Genomic DNA, 14,498 nt, shown 5'->3' with positions numbered 1-14,498 from the left:
CAGGCAGTCACATTTTCTCGGCCGCCCCACACGGCCGCAGTTCATCGATCGGTGTCGCCATGCGTCGAACCTCCTCCTGGACGCGAACCCTCCGCCTCGGCCTCGGTGGCTGTCTCCTCACGGTGACCACCGCCTCCGGAACCACCACCGCGGTCGCCGCACCCGCCCCCGCCCCCACCACACCCCCCACCACCCCCAGGACCGCCACCGCGGCCTCCCCGGAACAACGGGTCGAGGCCCTGCTCGCCCAACTGACCACCGACGAGAAGGCCCGGCTGCTGCTGGGCGTCACCGCGCCGGACGACGCCCACTCGGTGGGCTACGTCGAGGGCGTGCCCCGGCTCGGGATCCCCCCGCTGCTGCTCTCCGACGGCCCGGCCGGCGTCCGGGACGGCCTGCCGGCGACCGCGCTGCCCGCGCCGGTCGCCCTGGCCGCCGCCTTCGACCCCGCCCTGGCCACCACCTACGGCACCGTCCTGGGCCGCGAGGCACGGGCCCGCGGCTACCAGGTGCTCTACGCCCCGATGGTGAACATCGTGCGCGTCCCGCAGGGCGGCCGGAACTTCGAGACGCTCGGCGAGGACCCGTTCCTGGCCTCCCGGGTCGCGGCCGCCGAGGTACGCGGCATCCAGTCCCAGGGCGTCGCGGCGCAGGTCAAGCACTACGCGGCGAACAACCAGGAGGACAACCGGCAGTCGTACAGCTCCGAGGTCGACGAGCGGACGCTGACCGAGATCGAGCTGCCGGCCTTCCGGGCGGCCGTCCGGGACGGCCGTGCCTGGTCGGCGATGTGCGGCTACAACCCGGTCGAGGGCGTCTGGGCCTGCGAGAACTTCCCGCTGCTGCGCGACGTGCTGAAGGGCCGCTGGGGCTTCGACGGGGTCGTCGGCTCCGACTACCCCGCCACCCACTCCTCGGTGAACGCCGCTGCGGCCGGACTGGACCAGGAGTTCGGCGGCTCCACCTGGTTCACCGACCTGCCCGCCGCCGTGGCCGACGGCCGGCTCGCCCCGGCGGTCCTGGACGACCAGGTGCGCCGGGTGCTGCGGCTGATGGTCCGCACCGGGGCCCTGGACGGCGGCCAGGCACCCGCCGCCGATCCGGCCGCCGGGGCCCGCGACGCCCGGACGGCCGCCGCGGCCGGCACGGTCCTGCTGCGCAACCAGGGCGCGGCACTGCCCCTGGACGCCTCCCGGCTGCACTCGATCGCGGTCATCGGGCCGTGGGCCGACCGCAGCTACACCGGCGGCTACGGCTCCTCGCACGTCACCCCCTACGACGGCTACACGGTGACGCCCCGCCAGGGGATCACCGCCAGGGCCGGCGCCGGGGTCCAGGTGCGCTACCACAAGGGTGACGACGCCGGCGCCGCCGCCTCGGTGGCCGCCGGGGCGGACGTCGCGGTGGTCGTGGTCGGGGACGAGGAGACCGAGGGCGCCGACCGCGGTTCGCTGGACCTCGCGCCGGCGGACGACGCCCTGATCCGGGCCGTCGCCAAGGCCAACCCCCGGACGGTGGTGGTGCTCGACACCGGCGGCCCCGTCACCATGCCCTGGCTGGACTCCGTCCCCGCGGTCGTCGAGGCCTGGTACCCGGGCGAACAGAGCGGCACCGCGCTCGCCGACGTGCTGTTCGGCGACGTCGACCCCGGCGGCCGGCTGCCCGTCACCTTCCCCACCTCGGCCGCGGCCACGCCGATCCGCGACGCGTCGCAGTACCCCGGCACCGACGGCGCCTACCACTACACCGAGGGGCTCGACGTCGGCTACCGCTGGTACGACGCCTCCGGCACCCCGCCGCTGTTCCCCTTCGGGTACGGCCTGTCCTACACCTCCTTCGGCTACTCCGGGCTCACCGTGACGGGCCCGGACGCCGCCGGCCGGGTCCGGGTCGGCTTCGACGTCACCAACCGGGGCACCCGGACCGGCACCGAGGTCCCGCAGCTGTACGTCGCCTTCCCGTCCGCCGCCGGGGAGCCGCCGCAGCAGCTCAAGGGCTTCGACAAGGTCACCCTGGCGCCGGGCCGTTCGACCCACGTGGAGCTGCGGCTGGAGCGCCCGGACTTCTCGGTCTGGGACTCCGGGGTGCACGGCTGGCAGGTGCCCGGCGGCCGGTACGGCCTCACCGTCGGATCCTCCTCCCGGGCCCCGCGGCTGCAGGGTGCGGTCGAGGTGCCGGGCTCCCCGGCCGTCTCCACCTGGTCCGGCCGGATCACCGGCGCCGACGGGTCCTGCCTGGACGCCGAGGTCGCCGCGGCGGACCCGGACGAGGCGGTGCGGTCGGCCGGTTGCGCGGGCACCGCGGCCCAGGACGCCACCGTCGGCTCCGACGGCGGCATCGCGTTTCCGGGCGGCTGCCTCGCCCCGGCCGGCACCGCCGACGGCTCCGCGGTGCGCCTGCGGGACTGCACCGGCGGCGCCGGCCAGGAGTGGCGGCTCCGCCCGGACGCCTCCCTGTTCCAGCCCGCCTCCGGCCGCTGCCTGGCCGCCGCCGACGGCCGGCTGCTCCTGCGGGACTGCTCGGGAGCCGCCGACCAGCGCTGGAACACCCCCCGGCCGAGCGGCCCGGTGACCGGCATCGCCGGCCAGTGCATGGACGTCATCCGCGCCGCGACCGTCAACGGCACCACCGTCCAGCTCTACCACTGCAACTCCACCGGCGCCCAGGACTGGACCGTCCAGCAGGACGGCTCGCTGCACGCCTTCGGCAAGTGCCTGGACGTCACCAACGGCTGGACCGCGGCCGGGACACCGGTCCAGCTGTACGAGTGCAACGGCACCGGAGCCCAGCACTGGCAGCCGCGCCCGGACGGCACCCTCGTCAACCCGCTCTCCGGCCGCTGTCTGGACGCCCGCGACGGCAGCAGCGCCGACTGGACCCGGCTGCAGATCTGGGACTGCCACGGCGGGGCCAACCAGCGCTGGATCCTGCCCTCCTGAGCCGCCCCGCACCGCACCGCCCCGGACCCGGCCCCCGCGCCGGGCCCGGGGCGGTGCGGTGGTGACGATCCGTCGTACCCGTACGCGACCACGCGTCCCACCCGTACGCTGTCCCGCGGAACGAGCAGCAAGGACGTTCGAGGGGTGCCGGGTGGAATTCCGTCAGTTGCGCGTCTTCGAGGCCGTCGTGGCCCACCGGACCGTCACCGGCGCGGCCGTGGCGCTCGGCCTCGCACCCTCCTCGGTGTCCGAGCAGATCCGGACGCTGGAACGGAGCCTGGGCACCGAGCTGTTCGACCGGGCCCCGCGCGGAATGGCCCTCACCGCCGCCGGCGAACGGCTGCTGCCCTGGTCCCGCCGCCTGCTCGACCAGGCCGACCGGGCCCGCCGGGAGGTGGCCACCGCCCGCCCCCGGCTGCGGCTCGGCGCCCTGGAGACCGTCGCGGCGACCCACGTGCCCGCCGTGCTGGCCCGCCTCGCCGAGCGCCGGCCCGACCTGGCGGTCTCACTGCACACCGGCACCGCCCGGGACGGCCTGCTGGGCGGCGTCGCCGCCGGGGCCCTGGAGGCGGCGCTCGTCCTGGACACCGCGGGCCCGCTCGGCGAACTCGGCTTCTACCTGCCGCCCGCCCCGCTCGACCACCTGGACCTGTGCGACGTCCCGCTCTCGCTGGTCGCCGCGCCGGCCCACCCGCTCGGCCGCGCCGGCGGCCTCCACCGCGAGGACCTGCGCGGCCGGCACCTGCTGGTGGACTCCCCCGCCTGCTCCTTCCGGCTCGCCGGGGAGCGCCTGCTCGGCAACGACGTCGAGCGCGTCCGCACCGGCGGTGTCGCCGTCACCCGCGCCTGCGCGGAACAGGGCCTCGGGATCGCCCTGCTCCCCGACTTCGCGGTCCGGGAGCAGCTCGCCTCGGGCACCCTGGTCCGGCTCCCCCTGGAGGTGCCGGGGCTCCGGCTGCGGCTGGTCTGGCGCGCCGACCGCGAGCCCGTCCCCGGCCTGCGCGAGGTCCTCCGCCCCGCCGCCGCGTGACGGCGCCCGACGGGGCGTCCCGCCGCACACGACGGCGCGCCCCGGAACCCCGGGGCGCGCCGCCACCGCCGTCGGATCAGCCCTTCGGGCCCGCCGACTGGACGACGTCGAAGGACCAGAGGGTGGAGCCGGAGGCCGCGGGGCGCTTGGGCGCCTCGCCCTCGCCGCCGTTCTGGTGGGCCGACTTCATCGGGCCCTCCATCCAGGCCTGGAAGGACTCCTCGTCACGCCAGCGGGTGTAGACGAGGTAGCTGTCGGTGCCCTCGACCGGGCGGAGCAGCTCGAACCACTCGAAGCCGTCGGAGCCCTCGACCGAACCGGCGCGGGAGGCGAAGCGCTTCTCCAGCACCTCGCGCTGCTCGGCGGGAACGGTCAGTACGTTGATCTTGACTACGCTCATGGCTCCATCCTGCCCCACCGAACAGCGCACGGAACGGAGCGGTGCCCCGAAGCGGTCGGCGACCCGGAGCCGCACCGCCCGGGCGGCGGCTCAGGCGATCCAGGCCGGGAGGACCCGCTCGGCGTCGCGCGGGGCCATCGCGCAGGCGCCCTCGGGGGTGACGGCGTCGAGGTTGTAGGCGTGGGCCGGGGAGGGGCCGGCGACGACGGCGGTGAAGCCGTCGGCGGTGGTGAACTGCCGGGCGGTGTCGGCCGGGAGGACCAGGGTGTCGCCGGCCGCGACGGTGACCGGGCCCTCGACGAGGTCGACGGTGGCGGAGCCGGTGAGGAGGGTCCAGACCTGCTCGACGTCCATGGCGTGCAGCGGGCCGGTGCCGCCGGCGCGCATGTCGACGCGCCACAGGGCGAGGCCGGTCGAGCCCTGGGTGGGCGAGGCGTAGGTGGTCATGACGGCGTTGGGGGTCTCGGTGCGGCGGGCTTCGGCGTGACGGATGACGGGCATGGCTGAGGAATCCCCCTAAGATGGTCAATGGCGTTGTCTATATGGTCAATGAGGTTGTCTATCGTGTCAAGTGAACCCGCCCCGCCCGGCTTCGAGCTGCCGCTGCGCCTGCTGTCCGCGTTCCGCACGATCATCGACGAGCTGCACGAACGCATCGCCCGCGAGGGCCACCCCGACCTGCGCCCGACGCACGGCTTCGTCTTCCAGGCGATCGGACCGGACGGCACCACCGCCGTCGAGCTCGGCCGCCGCCTCGGCGTCTCCAAGCAGGCCGCCGGCAAGACCGTCGAGCACCTGGAGCAGCTCGGCTACGTCGAACGCGCCGCGGACCCGGCCGACGCCCGCCGCAAGGTGGTCCGCCTCACCGCCCGGGGCGTCGACTGCCTGGTCCGCTCGGCCCGGATCTTCGACGAGCTGCGCGCCGAGTGGTCCGCCGCCCTCGGCGAGGAGCGGCTGCGCGAGCTGGAGGCCGGTCTGCGGCTGCTCGCCCCCGGCGACCCGTTCCGCCTCGACACCGCCCGGTGGTTCGGGGGCCCCTGACGGTCGCCCACCGGCCCGGGCCCTACGCCTCCGGAACGACAGCGCCCGGAACGACCGCGCCTAGAGCGTCCGGCCCTCCGCGAAGTTCGGCGGCTCGGGCTCGACCCGGTCGGGGCGGTCGCGCCGGTCGGCGCAGAGCGCGGAGCTGAGCCGGGTGAGCAGGTCGGCGAGGTCGGCGTACTGCTGCTCGTCCCAGTCGCCGAGCAGTTCGGAGAGCTGGGCGCGCCGGGCGGCGACCAGCTTCAGCGCGGCCTCCTCCCCGGCCTCGGTGAGCCGCAGCGGCAGGCCGCCGGAGCGGGCCGCCAGGCCGCGGCCCTCGACCTCCCGGACCGCCGCCTCCACGACGGCGAACGGGACGACCCGGTGCTCGGCGAGCTCCGCCGGCTCGACCGAGCCGTGGTGGTGGATCTGCAGCAGCAGCCAGCTGGAGGCCGGGAGCAGGTCGAGCCCGGCGGTGGCGGTGATCCGCCGGAAGAGGTCGCGCCGGGCCTCGCGGGTGTTCAGCACCGAGAGGGCCCGGGCGATCTCGTCCAGCGAGGAGCGTTCGACCGGGTTGAGGCCGATGGACTCGCTCAGGTCGGGCGCGGTGACGGTGGAGCGCAGCGGTTGCTCGCGCAGGAACAGCGAGAGCACGAAGGCGACCGCCGTGACGGGCACCGCGTAGAGGAACACCCGGGTGATCGACTCGGCGTACGCGTGGTGGACGCTCTCCTGGACGGCGGCCGGCAGGGCGGTGATCACCCGTGGGTCGGAGGTGATGGCGCCGGGGTCGAAGCCGGGCGGCAGCGGCACACCGGCCAGGGCGTCGGCGAGCCGGTCGCGCAGTCCGCCGGCGAAGACCGTCCCGAAGACGGAGACGCCGAAGGAGGCCCCGATGGAGCGGAAGAACGTGGCACCGGCGGTGGCCACGCCGAGGTCCTGGTAGCCGACGGAGTTCTGCACGATCAGCACCAGCACCTGCATCACCAGCCCCAGCCCCAGGCCGAAGACCAGGAAGTAGAGGCTCATCTCGGCGGTGCTGCTGTGCTCGTCGAGCCGGGAGAGCAGCAGCAGGCCGACGGTGGTGACGGCCGTACCGGCGATCGGGAAGGCCCGGTAGTGGCCGGTGCGGGCGACGACCTGGCCGGAGCCGATCGAGGTGACCAGCATGCCGAGCACCATCGGCAGCATGTGGATGCCGGACAGGGTGGGCGAGACCCCCATGACGACCTGGAGGAAGGTCGGCAGGTAGGTGAGCGCGCCGAACATCGCGAAGCCGACCACGAAGGAGATCACCGCGACCAGGCTGAACGTCCGGGAGCGGAACAGCCGCAGCGGCAGCACGGGCTCCTCGGCCGTCCGCTCGACCTCGACGAAGGCCAGCAGCAGCACCAGCCCGAGCACCCCGAGGCCGACGACCTGCCAGGAGCTCCAGGCCCAGGTGGTGCCGCCCAGCGAGGTCATGAGCACCAGGCAGGTGGCGACGGCGGCGATCAGCGCGGTGCCGAGGTAGTCGATCCGGTGCCGGCGCCTGACCTCCCGCCCGTGCAGCACCACCGCGATGACCACCAGGGCGACGGCGCCGATCGGCAAGTTGACGTAGAAGACCCAGCGCCAGCTGAGGTGGTCGACGAACAGCCCGCCGAGCAGCGGGCCGAGGACGCTGGTGACGCCGAAGACGGCACCGAACAGGCCCTGGTACTTGCCGCGGTCCCGGGGTGAGACGAGGTCGCCGACGATGGCCTGGGAGAGCACCATCAGACCGCCGCCGCCGAGGCCCTGCAGGGCGCGGAAGGCGATCAGCTCCCCCATGTCCTGCGCCGCTCCGCAGAGGGCGGAGCCCAGCAGGAAGATCACGATGGAGGCCTGGAAGAAGCGCTTCCGGCCGTACATGTCGCCGAGCTTGCCCCACAGCGGGGTGGCGGCGGTGGAGGCCAGCAGGTAGGCGGTGACCACCCAGGAGAGGTGTTCCAGGCCGCCGAGGTCGCTGACGATGGTGGGCAGCGCGGTGGAGACGATGGTCTGGTCGAGGGCGGCGAGCAGCATCGCCAGCAGCAGGGCGCCGATCGGCAGCCACAGGTTGGGGACGGTGACCTCCGGCGGCCCGGGCGCGGGCGCCGGGCCCCGGTCGGACGCGGCGAGCGGGTCCGTCATGGCGTCTCCGTAGGGTCGCGGGCCGGCCGACGCGGCGGTCCGGGCGGATGATCACTCCCAGCTCACCATGCTGTCAGAAATGCCCTGGTTTGCGCCTCGTGGTTGAGCCGAACGTAAGCACGGGGGACATCCGCTCCTCCCCGACCGTTCATCAGGAGCCAACCACCACCAACCGGCACAACACCCCCACCCGGGGTCGGACGCCCCTGTCCACCCTCCGGGACGTCCTGCATAATCAGGCGCGATCGTGGGCCGGGGGGCACCGCGATCGTGAGCCCGGGACCGCCCCGGAGACCACCCGAGTACCGAGGAGGGCCGGCCGATGCCGGACCAGCACTGCCCGACGTGCGGCACCGCACGCTCCACCGGGTGCGGCTGCCTCCCGGACCCGAGCCTCACCGAGACGGCCGTCCTCCCGCACCTGGAGGGCCCGCCGCTGGTCCGCCCCTACGTGGCGCAGGCGGCCGGCCGGCCCACCGACGGGGCCGCCGCGGGATTCCCCGCGGCGGACGCCTTCGCCACCGCACTGCTCCCGCCGGTCGCGCCCCCGGCCGGGCCCGCCGCGCCGGTGGCCCCGCCGCTCGGGCCGGACGCCGACGCCTACGCCACCACCGTGCTGCCGCCGGTGCCCGCCTCCGGGCCGGGCGCCTACGCCGCGGCGGCGCCGCCGCAGGCCCCGCCCGGCGGCGACCTCGGCGTCTTCCCGTTCGAGTACGCGGCGCCGGCGGCGGAGGACCCCGACCGGGCCGGCGGCCGGGCCGCGCGCCGGGCGGCCGAGCAGTCCGCGCAGAACCCGCTCGCCCGGCACAAGCTGGTGCTGGCCGGGGCCGGTGCGGGACTGCTGGCGCTGACCGTCGGCATCGCCTACGCGGTGACGCCCTCGCCCGGGGCGGGCCACCGGCAGGCGCAGCCGCTGCCCACCACCACCCTGGCGCCCGCCCCGGTGGATCCGACCACCCCGGCGGTGCCGACCCCGAGCGCGCAGCCGCCGACCAGCGAGGCGCCGAGCCCGACGCCGACCAGGACGAGCCGGCCGAGTCCGACGAGGACGCCCTCCCCGGTGGCGACCAGTCAGGCCCCGCCGGCCGCTCCCCCGGCCCCGGCCGCCACGCCGACCCCCACGCCCACCCCGACCCCGACGCCGACGACCACCCCGTCGCCGACCGCCACCCCGACGCCGACCGCGACCACCCGGGTGCTGCAGCTCGGGATGTCGGGCCCGGACGTGAAGGACATGCAGCAGCGCCTGTGGGCCGCCGAATGCGGATTCGTCGACAAGTCGATCGTGACCGGCACCTTCGACTACTGGACCCAGTCGGTGCTGACGGACTACCAGAACTACAACCGGATCAAGGGCGAGAAGAACGTCTACGGGCCGAAGACCCGGGCCGCCCTGGAGGCCGACCCGGGCTGCTGACCGGCCGGCGCCCCCGGAACCCGGGCGGCCGTCCGCCGGAGGGCGACCGCCCGGCCCGTCGCCGGAGAGTGGCCGACCGGGCGTCAGCCGGTGATCGCCTTGACGATGCTGACGCCCGCCAGCACCACCATGATCGACGCCGCGACCCGGATGATCAGCTTCATCGGCACGTGCTTCAGCAGCTTCTGCCCGCCCACGATGGCGACCCCGCCGACCGCGCACAGCGCCAGCCAGGAGCCCAGGCCGACGGCCAGCGGGTCGGCGTACTTGGCCGCCAGGTTGGCGGTCATGATCTGGGTCAGGTCGCCGAACTCGGCCACCGCGACGACCACGAAGCTCGCCCCGGCCACCTTCCAGAAGCTGTTCGAGGAGGGCTCCTTGGCGGCGTGGCCGTCCTCGTCCTCGCCCCCGCCGTGGAACAGCAGCATCGCCGCGCCGGCCAGGAACAGCACGCCGGTGACGCCCTCGACCCAGCGCTGCGGCAGCAGCGAGAGCAGGTGCCCGGCGGCGAGCGCGAGGCCCACCTGCAGGGCGAAGGCGGCGGCGATGCCCGCGAACACGTAGCTCGCGCGGTACTTGGTACCGAGCACCAGGCTGGCCAGGGCGGTCTTGTCCGGCAGTTCGGCCAGGAAGATGATGCCGAAGGTCAACGCGGCAACGGTCAGGCTCATCAGGGGGATTCCCTCGGTCGGGCTGCCCGGCCTCCGCAGCTCCGTCAGGGGACGCCTCGGCCCGACAGCACTGGTCATGGTCACAGCACTGCGGCCGAAGGTCTCGCCGGCACCGACCCGGAGGTACGGGTGCCCCGGGCGCCGGGCCCCGGGGGGCCAGTGTGTCGACGGTCCGGTGGAGGGCTACTCCCCTTCAACGTCGTCAAGGGTACCCGACGTCGCCCGGTGCCCCGGCGGCCACCAGTCCGCGGCCCACCAGTTCCAGCACCACCACGATCGCCACCGACTCCACCGCCAGCAACCCGACCAGCACGAACAGCTGCACCGCCCCCGCCTGGACGGGCGAGGCGCCGCCGAGCAGCATCCCGACGAAGGCCCCGGGCAAGGTGACCAGGCCCACCGTGCGGGTCTGGTCGAGCGCGGGCACCAGCGAGGTCGCGGCGGCGGTGCGGCAGATCTCCAGCCGGGCGTCGCGGTCCTCGAAGCCGAGCGCCAGCGCGGCCTCCACCTCGCCGCGGCGCTGCCGCAGCTCGTCCAGGGCCCGCCGCCCGGCCAGCGAGGTGGCGGTGAGCCCGCCGCCGATCAGGATGCCCGCGACCGGGATGACCGACAGGCCCTTCGGCGGCAGCAGCCCGACGGCCAGCAGCAGGCCCAGGACGGGCAGCACCCCGGCGCCGATCGGGGCGGCCGCCCAGACCCAGCCGGGGCCCGGCGTCATCCGCCGCCCGGCGGTACGCACCGCGACCGTGAACATCAGCAGCACGAAGAGCGCCGACCACCAGAGCGAGCCGACCACCCAGGTGATCACCGCGGCGACGGCGGCCAGCTGCACGACCGCCCGCAGCCCGGCCCGCAGCACCGCGTGCCCGTGCCCGAGCAGGCCCCACCCGGCCACCGCGACGGCGGCCAGCAGCAGGACGGCGGTGACCGCCCCGAGCACCGGGGTGACGGGCAGCAGCTGGCCCCCCTGGGCGGCCAGCGCCACCGGCGTCAGATCCAGCTGGTGAACCACATCCGGTCCTGCCAGGACGACATCGGGATCACCTCCGCCGTGTACAGCGGGTAGAAGAAGGCGAAGCAGCCGACGATGGCGAGCACGATCAGCCCGGCCCCGGCCGCGCCGATCCGGCGGCGCTCGGGGCTGCACCCGGGCGGGCCCAGGATCGCGCCGAGCATCTGGGCGACGGCCAGGCACAGGAACGGCACCAGGACGACCATGTAGAAGGAGAAGACCGTCCGCTCCTGGTACTGGAACCAGGGCAGGTAGATCCCGGCCACCGCGCACAGCACGGCGCCCGAGCGCCAGTCCCGGCGGAAGAACCAGCGCCACAGCAGGTAGACCAGGGCGAAGCAGGCCGTCCACCAGAGCAGCGGGGTGCCGAGGCCGAGGATCTGCGCCGCGCAGCCGCCGGAGTCGGTGCAGCCGCGCTGGCCGTTCGGGACCTGCTCCCAGTACATGGAGACCGGGCGCCCGACCACCAGCCAGCTGAAGGGGTTGGACTGGTAGGTGTGCGGGGTGCTCAGGCCGGTGTTGAAGTCGTACATCTGCGAGTGGTAGTGCCAGAGGCTGCGCAGCGCCGCCGGCACCCAGCTCATCGGCACCTGCGGCAGCGGGACGCCCAGGAAGCGGTCCGGGGACAGGCCGGCGCGCCCGTCGGCCCAGTGCCGGTCGTAGCCGCCCTCGCCGTTGCCGCCGCTGGCGAGCCAGCCGCCCCAGGCGCCGACGTAGACCACCAGGGCGGAACCGACCATGGCGAGGAGGGCGGGGACGGCGTCCCGGCGCAGCATCGAGCGCCACGGGCGGCGGGCACCCGCTCCGCGGCGGCCGGACTGGTCCCACAGGACGGTGAGCAGGCCGAAGGCGGCGAGGATCATCACGCCGTTCCACTTGACCGCGCAGGCCGCGCCGACGAGGACGCCGGCGGCGATCCGCCAGGGCCGCAGGCCCAGCCGGACCCGGTCGGCGTCGGCGACCCCGGCCAGCCGGGCGCGGACGTGGTCGCGGTCGATCAGCAGGCTCCCGAAGGAGGCCAGCACGAAGAACATCTGGATGCCGTCGAGCAGGCCGACCCGGCTCATCACCAGCTGGAGGCCGTCGACGGCCATCAGCAGCGCGGCGGTGCAGCCGATCAGGGTGGAGCCGAAGAGCCGGCGGCCGATCCGGGCGAGCATCAGCACGGTGACGGTGCCGAGCAGCGCGGTCATGAACCGCCATCCGAACGGGTGCAGGCCGAACAGCTGCTCGCCGATCGCCATCACCCACTTGCCGAGCGGCGGGTGCGCGATGAACTCGGGCGAGGGGGTGAGCGGGACGGTCTGCGGGACGGCCAGGATGTCGGTGTTGGCGTGGTCCGGCCAGCTGCCCTCGTAGCCCTGCCGGAGCAGCGACCAGGCGTCCTTGGGGTAGTACGTCTCGTCGAAGACGAAGGCGTTGGGGTAGCCGAGGTTCCAGAACCGCAGCAGGCCGGCGAAGAGCGCGACGGCGATCGGTCCGAGCCAGCCGGCGTGGTCGGCCACCCAGGGGGGCAGCCGGCGCGGGGCCGGTGCGGGGGCGGCGGGGGCCGCTGCCGCCGGGGGGTGCGTGAGCGCCGCTTGCGTCATTGCCTCGCCGATCCGACTGTCTGCTGTGCCCGGGTCCGCCCCGTCGGCCGGGGGCCGGGCGGCCAACAGCCACTGACACTATGTGGCGGTGGTCGCGAAGCCAAGCGCGACGGGCGCCGACCAGGTGACCTGGTCGGCGCCCGTTCGAACGGCTCTGCTACGCGGCGGTCTGCAGCTCCCGGACCGGGGCGACGCGGACCACGGCCGGTGCGGCGTTGTCCTGCTCCGGCGTGAGGTGCGGGCGCAGCCGCAGCGCCAGGGCGACGATCAGCAGCGTGGAGCCCGCCATGGCCGCGAGGTAGAGCGGCCAGGTGCCGGAGCCGACCAGCAGCACGCCGACGGCCGGGCCGACCGCGATCGCGATCTGCTTCACGAGGGCGTAGCCGGCGTTGTAGGTGCCGAGCAGCCGGGCCGGGGCGAGGTCGGCGACGATCGGGCCCATGGTGGGCGCGAGCAGCGACTCACCGACGCCGAACAGCGCGTAGATCGAGACGATCGCGACCGTGGCGGCCATGGTCTCGGTCCGGATCAGGCCGGCGACCAGGGCCATCGTCCAGGCGCCGAGCCAGACCACGCCGGCCGCGGCCATCGCGGTGGTGCGGCGGCGGCGCGCGGTGATCCGCACCACGAACATCTGCAGGACGACGATGGTCAGCGCGTTGGCGCCGATCGCGAAGCCGAGGGTGGAGGGCGCGGTGCCGACGGTGTCGGTGGCGAAGGCCGCGACACCGGACTCGAACTGGCCGTAGCAGGTGAAGAAGATCAGCCCGGCGAGCAGGCAGAGCCGCAGCATCGCCTTGTCGGCGACCAGGGCGCGCAGGCCGGTCGGGCCGTCCGCCTTCCCGTGCAGGACGGTCAGCGGGGCGGCCGGCATCCGGGCGGTGCCGGTGACCAGGGCCAGGCCGAGGAAGGTCGCCGCCTCGATGGTGAACAGCCGGGTGAGGCTGGCCGGGTCGGCGACGTCCACGATCTGCCCGCCGACCAGCGCGCCGATGCCCATGCCCAGGTTGACCAGGGTGAACTGCAGCGCGAAGGCGTGCGAGCGGGTCGCGGCCGTCGAGCAGCGGACGATCATCGTGGCGAGCGCCGGCTGGCAGGTGGTGACGCCCGCGCCGAACAGGAAGGACGCGACCAGCAGCGCCGGGGTGCCGGTGGCGTGGCCGAAGGCGAACGCGCCGGTGGCGGCGAGCGCCGTGCCGGCCAGCAGGACCGGGCGGGGGCCGTACCGGTCGATGCCGCGGCCGGTGAACGGGAGCACGGCGAGCGCGGCCAGCGCGAAGACGGTGAACACCATCCCGGCGGCCAGCGAGCCCAGCCCGCGCACCTGGTCCACGTACACGAACATGTACGGCATCGTGAACCCGCTGCCGAACGCGCTGAGCGCGTTGCCGATCTGGACGCGGCGCAGCGGGCTGCCCGCCCCACGTCGCTGCTGCCTCTGCTGCTTCACCGTGCCGATCACCGTGCACATCCCTTCCTGGCTTCAACTGGATACTCTTAAGTCCAGAAGATTTCAGAGCTAAAGTTTGACGAGATAAAGTCTTAGCACCGGAAGACTGCGGAGTCAAAGGCTTAAGAGATGCACGCCCCCGTGCGACACTGGTCCGCATGACTACGGACAAGCCCGCGCCGGCCACCGACCGGGAGCTCGGCATCGCCGAGCAGGTGGCCGTCTACCAGCGGGAATTCCCCACCGTGGACCCCCAGGTGGAGACCATCGTGCAGACCCTCTCCCGGGTCGCCCGGCGGATGGGCGTGGCCTACGACCGGCAGCTGACTGTGCTGGGGATCACGGCCGCCGAGTGGGAGGTGCTCAAGGCCCTGGTGGTCTCGGGCAGCCCGTACCGGCTCGGACCGGGCGAGCTCGCCAAGCGGCTCGGGCTCACCCCGGCCGCGATGACCCACCGGATCGACCGCATGGTGGCCGAGGACCTGGTCACCCGGGAGCGGGACGAGAGCAACCGAGTGCGGGTGATCATCGAACTGACCGAGAACGGCCGCGACAAGTGGCTGGAGTCGATGCGGATGGCGGCGGTCTTCGAGGAGGAGCTGCTCCAGGACATCACCGGCGAGGAGCGGGCGGTGCTGTCCGGGCTCCTGGCCCGGATGCTGCGGCGGATCGAGGAGAGCCAGCCGGACGCCCTCGGGCGCACCGCCGACCTGGCCTGAGTCCGGGTCCGGCCCGAACGCGAGGAGTCCGGCCCGCCGGGGGGAGCACCCCCGGCGGCGGCTGCGGACGGTGCCGCACCGGGCCCGGGCGCGGGAG

At 74.5% G+C, this 14,498-nt stretch carries 12 protein-coding genes; 5 read left to right on the top strand and 7 right to left on the bottom strand.

Going from position 1 to position 14,498, the window contains the following annotated elements; translation table 11 throughout:
- Nucleotides 1-122: 122 nt before the first annotated feature.
- A complete protein-coding gene (locus tag AB0N04_RS03560; RefSeq protein WP_360214514.1) occupies nucleotides 123-2,939 on the top strand; it encodes a glycoside hydrolase family 3 C-terminal domain-containing protein in 2,817 nt (938 codons plus the stop codon).
- 151 nt (nucleotides 2,940-3,090) lie between these two features.
- Nucleotides 3,091-3,969, top strand: coding sequence for a LysR family transcriptional regulator (locus AB0N04_RS03555; protein ID WP_360214512.1), 879 nt, complete (start codon nucleotides 3,091-3,093; stop codon nucleotides 3,967-3,969).
- A 76-nt stretch (nucleotides 3,970-4,045) separates the two neighbouring features.
- On the opposite strand, the gene AB0N04_RS03550 is transcribed toward AB0N04_RS03555, so the two are convergent.
- Nucleotides 4,046-4,369 carry an antibiotic biosynthesis monooxygenase gene (locus AB0N04_RS03550; RefSeq protein WP_360214510.1) on the bottom strand — a complete coding sequence of 108 codons (324 nt, stop codon included), beginning with the start codon at nucleotides 4,367-4,369 and terminating at the stop codon, nucleotides 4,046-4,048.
- Nucleotides 4,370-4,459: 90 nt separating this feature from the next.
- A complete protein-coding gene (locus tag AB0N04_RS03545; RefSeq protein ID WP_360214508.1) occupies nucleotides 4,460-4,870 on the bottom strand; it encodes a cupin in 411 nt (136 codons plus the stop codon).
- Between the two features lie 63 nt (nucleotides 4,871-4,933).
- On the opposite strand from AB0N04_RS03545, the gene AB0N04_RS03540 reads away from it, so the two are divergent.
- A complete protein-coding gene (locus AB0N04_RS03540) occupies nucleotides 4,934-5,410 on the top strand; it encodes a MarR family winged helix-turn-helix transcriptional regulator (RefSeq protein WP_360214506.1) in 477 nt (158 codons plus the stop codon).
- A gap of 60 nt (nucleotides 5,411-5,470) precedes the next feature.
- On the opposite strand, the gene AB0N04_RS03535 is transcribed toward AB0N04_RS03540, so the two are convergent.
- On the bottom strand, nucleotides 5,471-7,435 hold the full coding sequence (locus AB0N04_RS03535; protein ID WP_360214630.1) for an MFS transporter: 1,965 nt from the start codon (nucleotides 7,433-7,435) through the stop codon (nucleotides 5,471-5,473).
- Between the two features lie 430 nt (nucleotides 7,436-7,865).
- Between AB0N04_RS03535 and AB0N04_RS03530 the strand changes: the two genes are divergently transcribed.
- Nucleotides 7,866-8,960: a hypothetical protein gene (locus tag AB0N04_RS03530; RefSeq protein ID WP_360214504.1), complete on the top strand. Its 1,095-nt coding sequence runs from the start codon at nucleotides 7,866-7,868 to the stop codon at nucleotides 8,958-8,960.
- Between the two features lie 83 nt (nucleotides 8,961-9,043).
- On the opposite strand, the gene AB0N04_RS03525 is transcribed toward AB0N04_RS03530, so the two are convergent.
- From AB0N04_RS03525 to AB0N04_RS03510, 4 genes are all read right to left on the bottom strand, one after another.
- Nucleotides 9,044-9,634 carry a TMEM165/GDT1 family protein gene (locus tag AB0N04_RS03525; protein WP_360214628.1) on the bottom strand — a complete coding sequence of 197 codons (591 nt, stop codon included), beginning with the start codon at nucleotides 9,632-9,634 and terminating at the stop codon, nucleotides 9,044-9,046.
- Nucleotides 9,635-9,833: 199 nt separating this feature from the next.
- Complete coding sequence (locus AB0N04_RS03520) at nucleotides 9,834-10,643, bottom strand: ABC transporter permease (protein ID WP_360214502.1); 810 nt, start codon at nucleotides 10,641-10,643, stop codon at nucleotides 9,834-9,836.
- Nucleotides 10,622-12,148: a phospholipid carrier-dependent glycosyltransferase gene (locus tag AB0N04_RS03515; protein ID WP_360214500.1), complete on the bottom strand. Its 1,527-nt coding sequence runs from the start codon at nucleotides 12,146-12,148 to the stop codon at nucleotides 10,622-10,624. Before AB0N04_RS03515 ends, AB0N04_RS03520 begins: the two co-directional genes overlap by 22 nt.
- A gap of 241 nt (nucleotides 12,149-12,389) precedes the next feature.
- Nucleotides 12,390-13,682: an MFS transporter gene (locus tag AB0N04_RS03510; RefSeq protein WP_360214498.1), complete on the bottom strand. Its 1,293-nt coding sequence runs from the start codon at nucleotides 13,680-13,682 to the stop codon at nucleotides 12,390-12,392.
- A gap of 158 nt (nucleotides 13,683-13,840) precedes the next feature.
- On the opposite strand from AB0N04_RS03510, the gene AB0N04_RS03505 reads away from it, so the two are divergent.
- Nucleotides 13,841-14,401, top strand: coding sequence for a MarR family transcriptional regulator (locus tag AB0N04_RS03505; protein WP_360214496.1), 561 nt, complete (start codon nucleotides 13,841-13,843; stop codon nucleotides 14,399-14,401).
- The last annotated feature ends 97 nt before the right edge of the window (nucleotides 14,402-14,498 follow it).

The sequence above is a fragment of the Kitasatospora sp. NPDC051702 genome (assembly GCF_040681575.1).
Classification (GTDB): domain Bacteria; phylum Actinomycetota; class Actinomycetes; order Streptomycetales; family Streptomycetaceae; genus Kitasatospora.
Note: the sequence above shows the minus strand (reverse complement) of the source record. Positions and strands in the feature narration are given on the sequence as shown.

Coding starts and splice junctions, on each gene's coding strand:
- AB0N04_RS03505 (WP_360214496.1), top strand. CDS start 13,841: ATGACTACGGACAAGCCCGCGCCGGCCACCGACCGGGAGCTCGGCATC.
- AB0N04_RS03530 (WP_360214504.1), top strand. CDS start 7,866: ATGCCGGACCAGCACTGCCCGACGTGCGGCACCGCACGCTCCACCGGG.
- AB0N04_RS03550 (WP_360214510.1), bottom strand. CDS start 4,369: ATGAGCGTAGTCAAGATCAACGTACTGACCGTTCCCGCCGAGCAGCGC.
- AB0N04_RS03545 (WP_360214508.1), bottom strand. CDS start 4,870: ATGCCCGTCATCCGTCACGCCGAAGCCCGCCGCACCGAGACCCCCAAC.
- AB0N04_RS03535 (WP_360214630.1), bottom strand. CDS start 7,435: ATGCTGCTCGCCGCCCTCGACCAGACCATCGTCTCCACCGCGCTGCCC.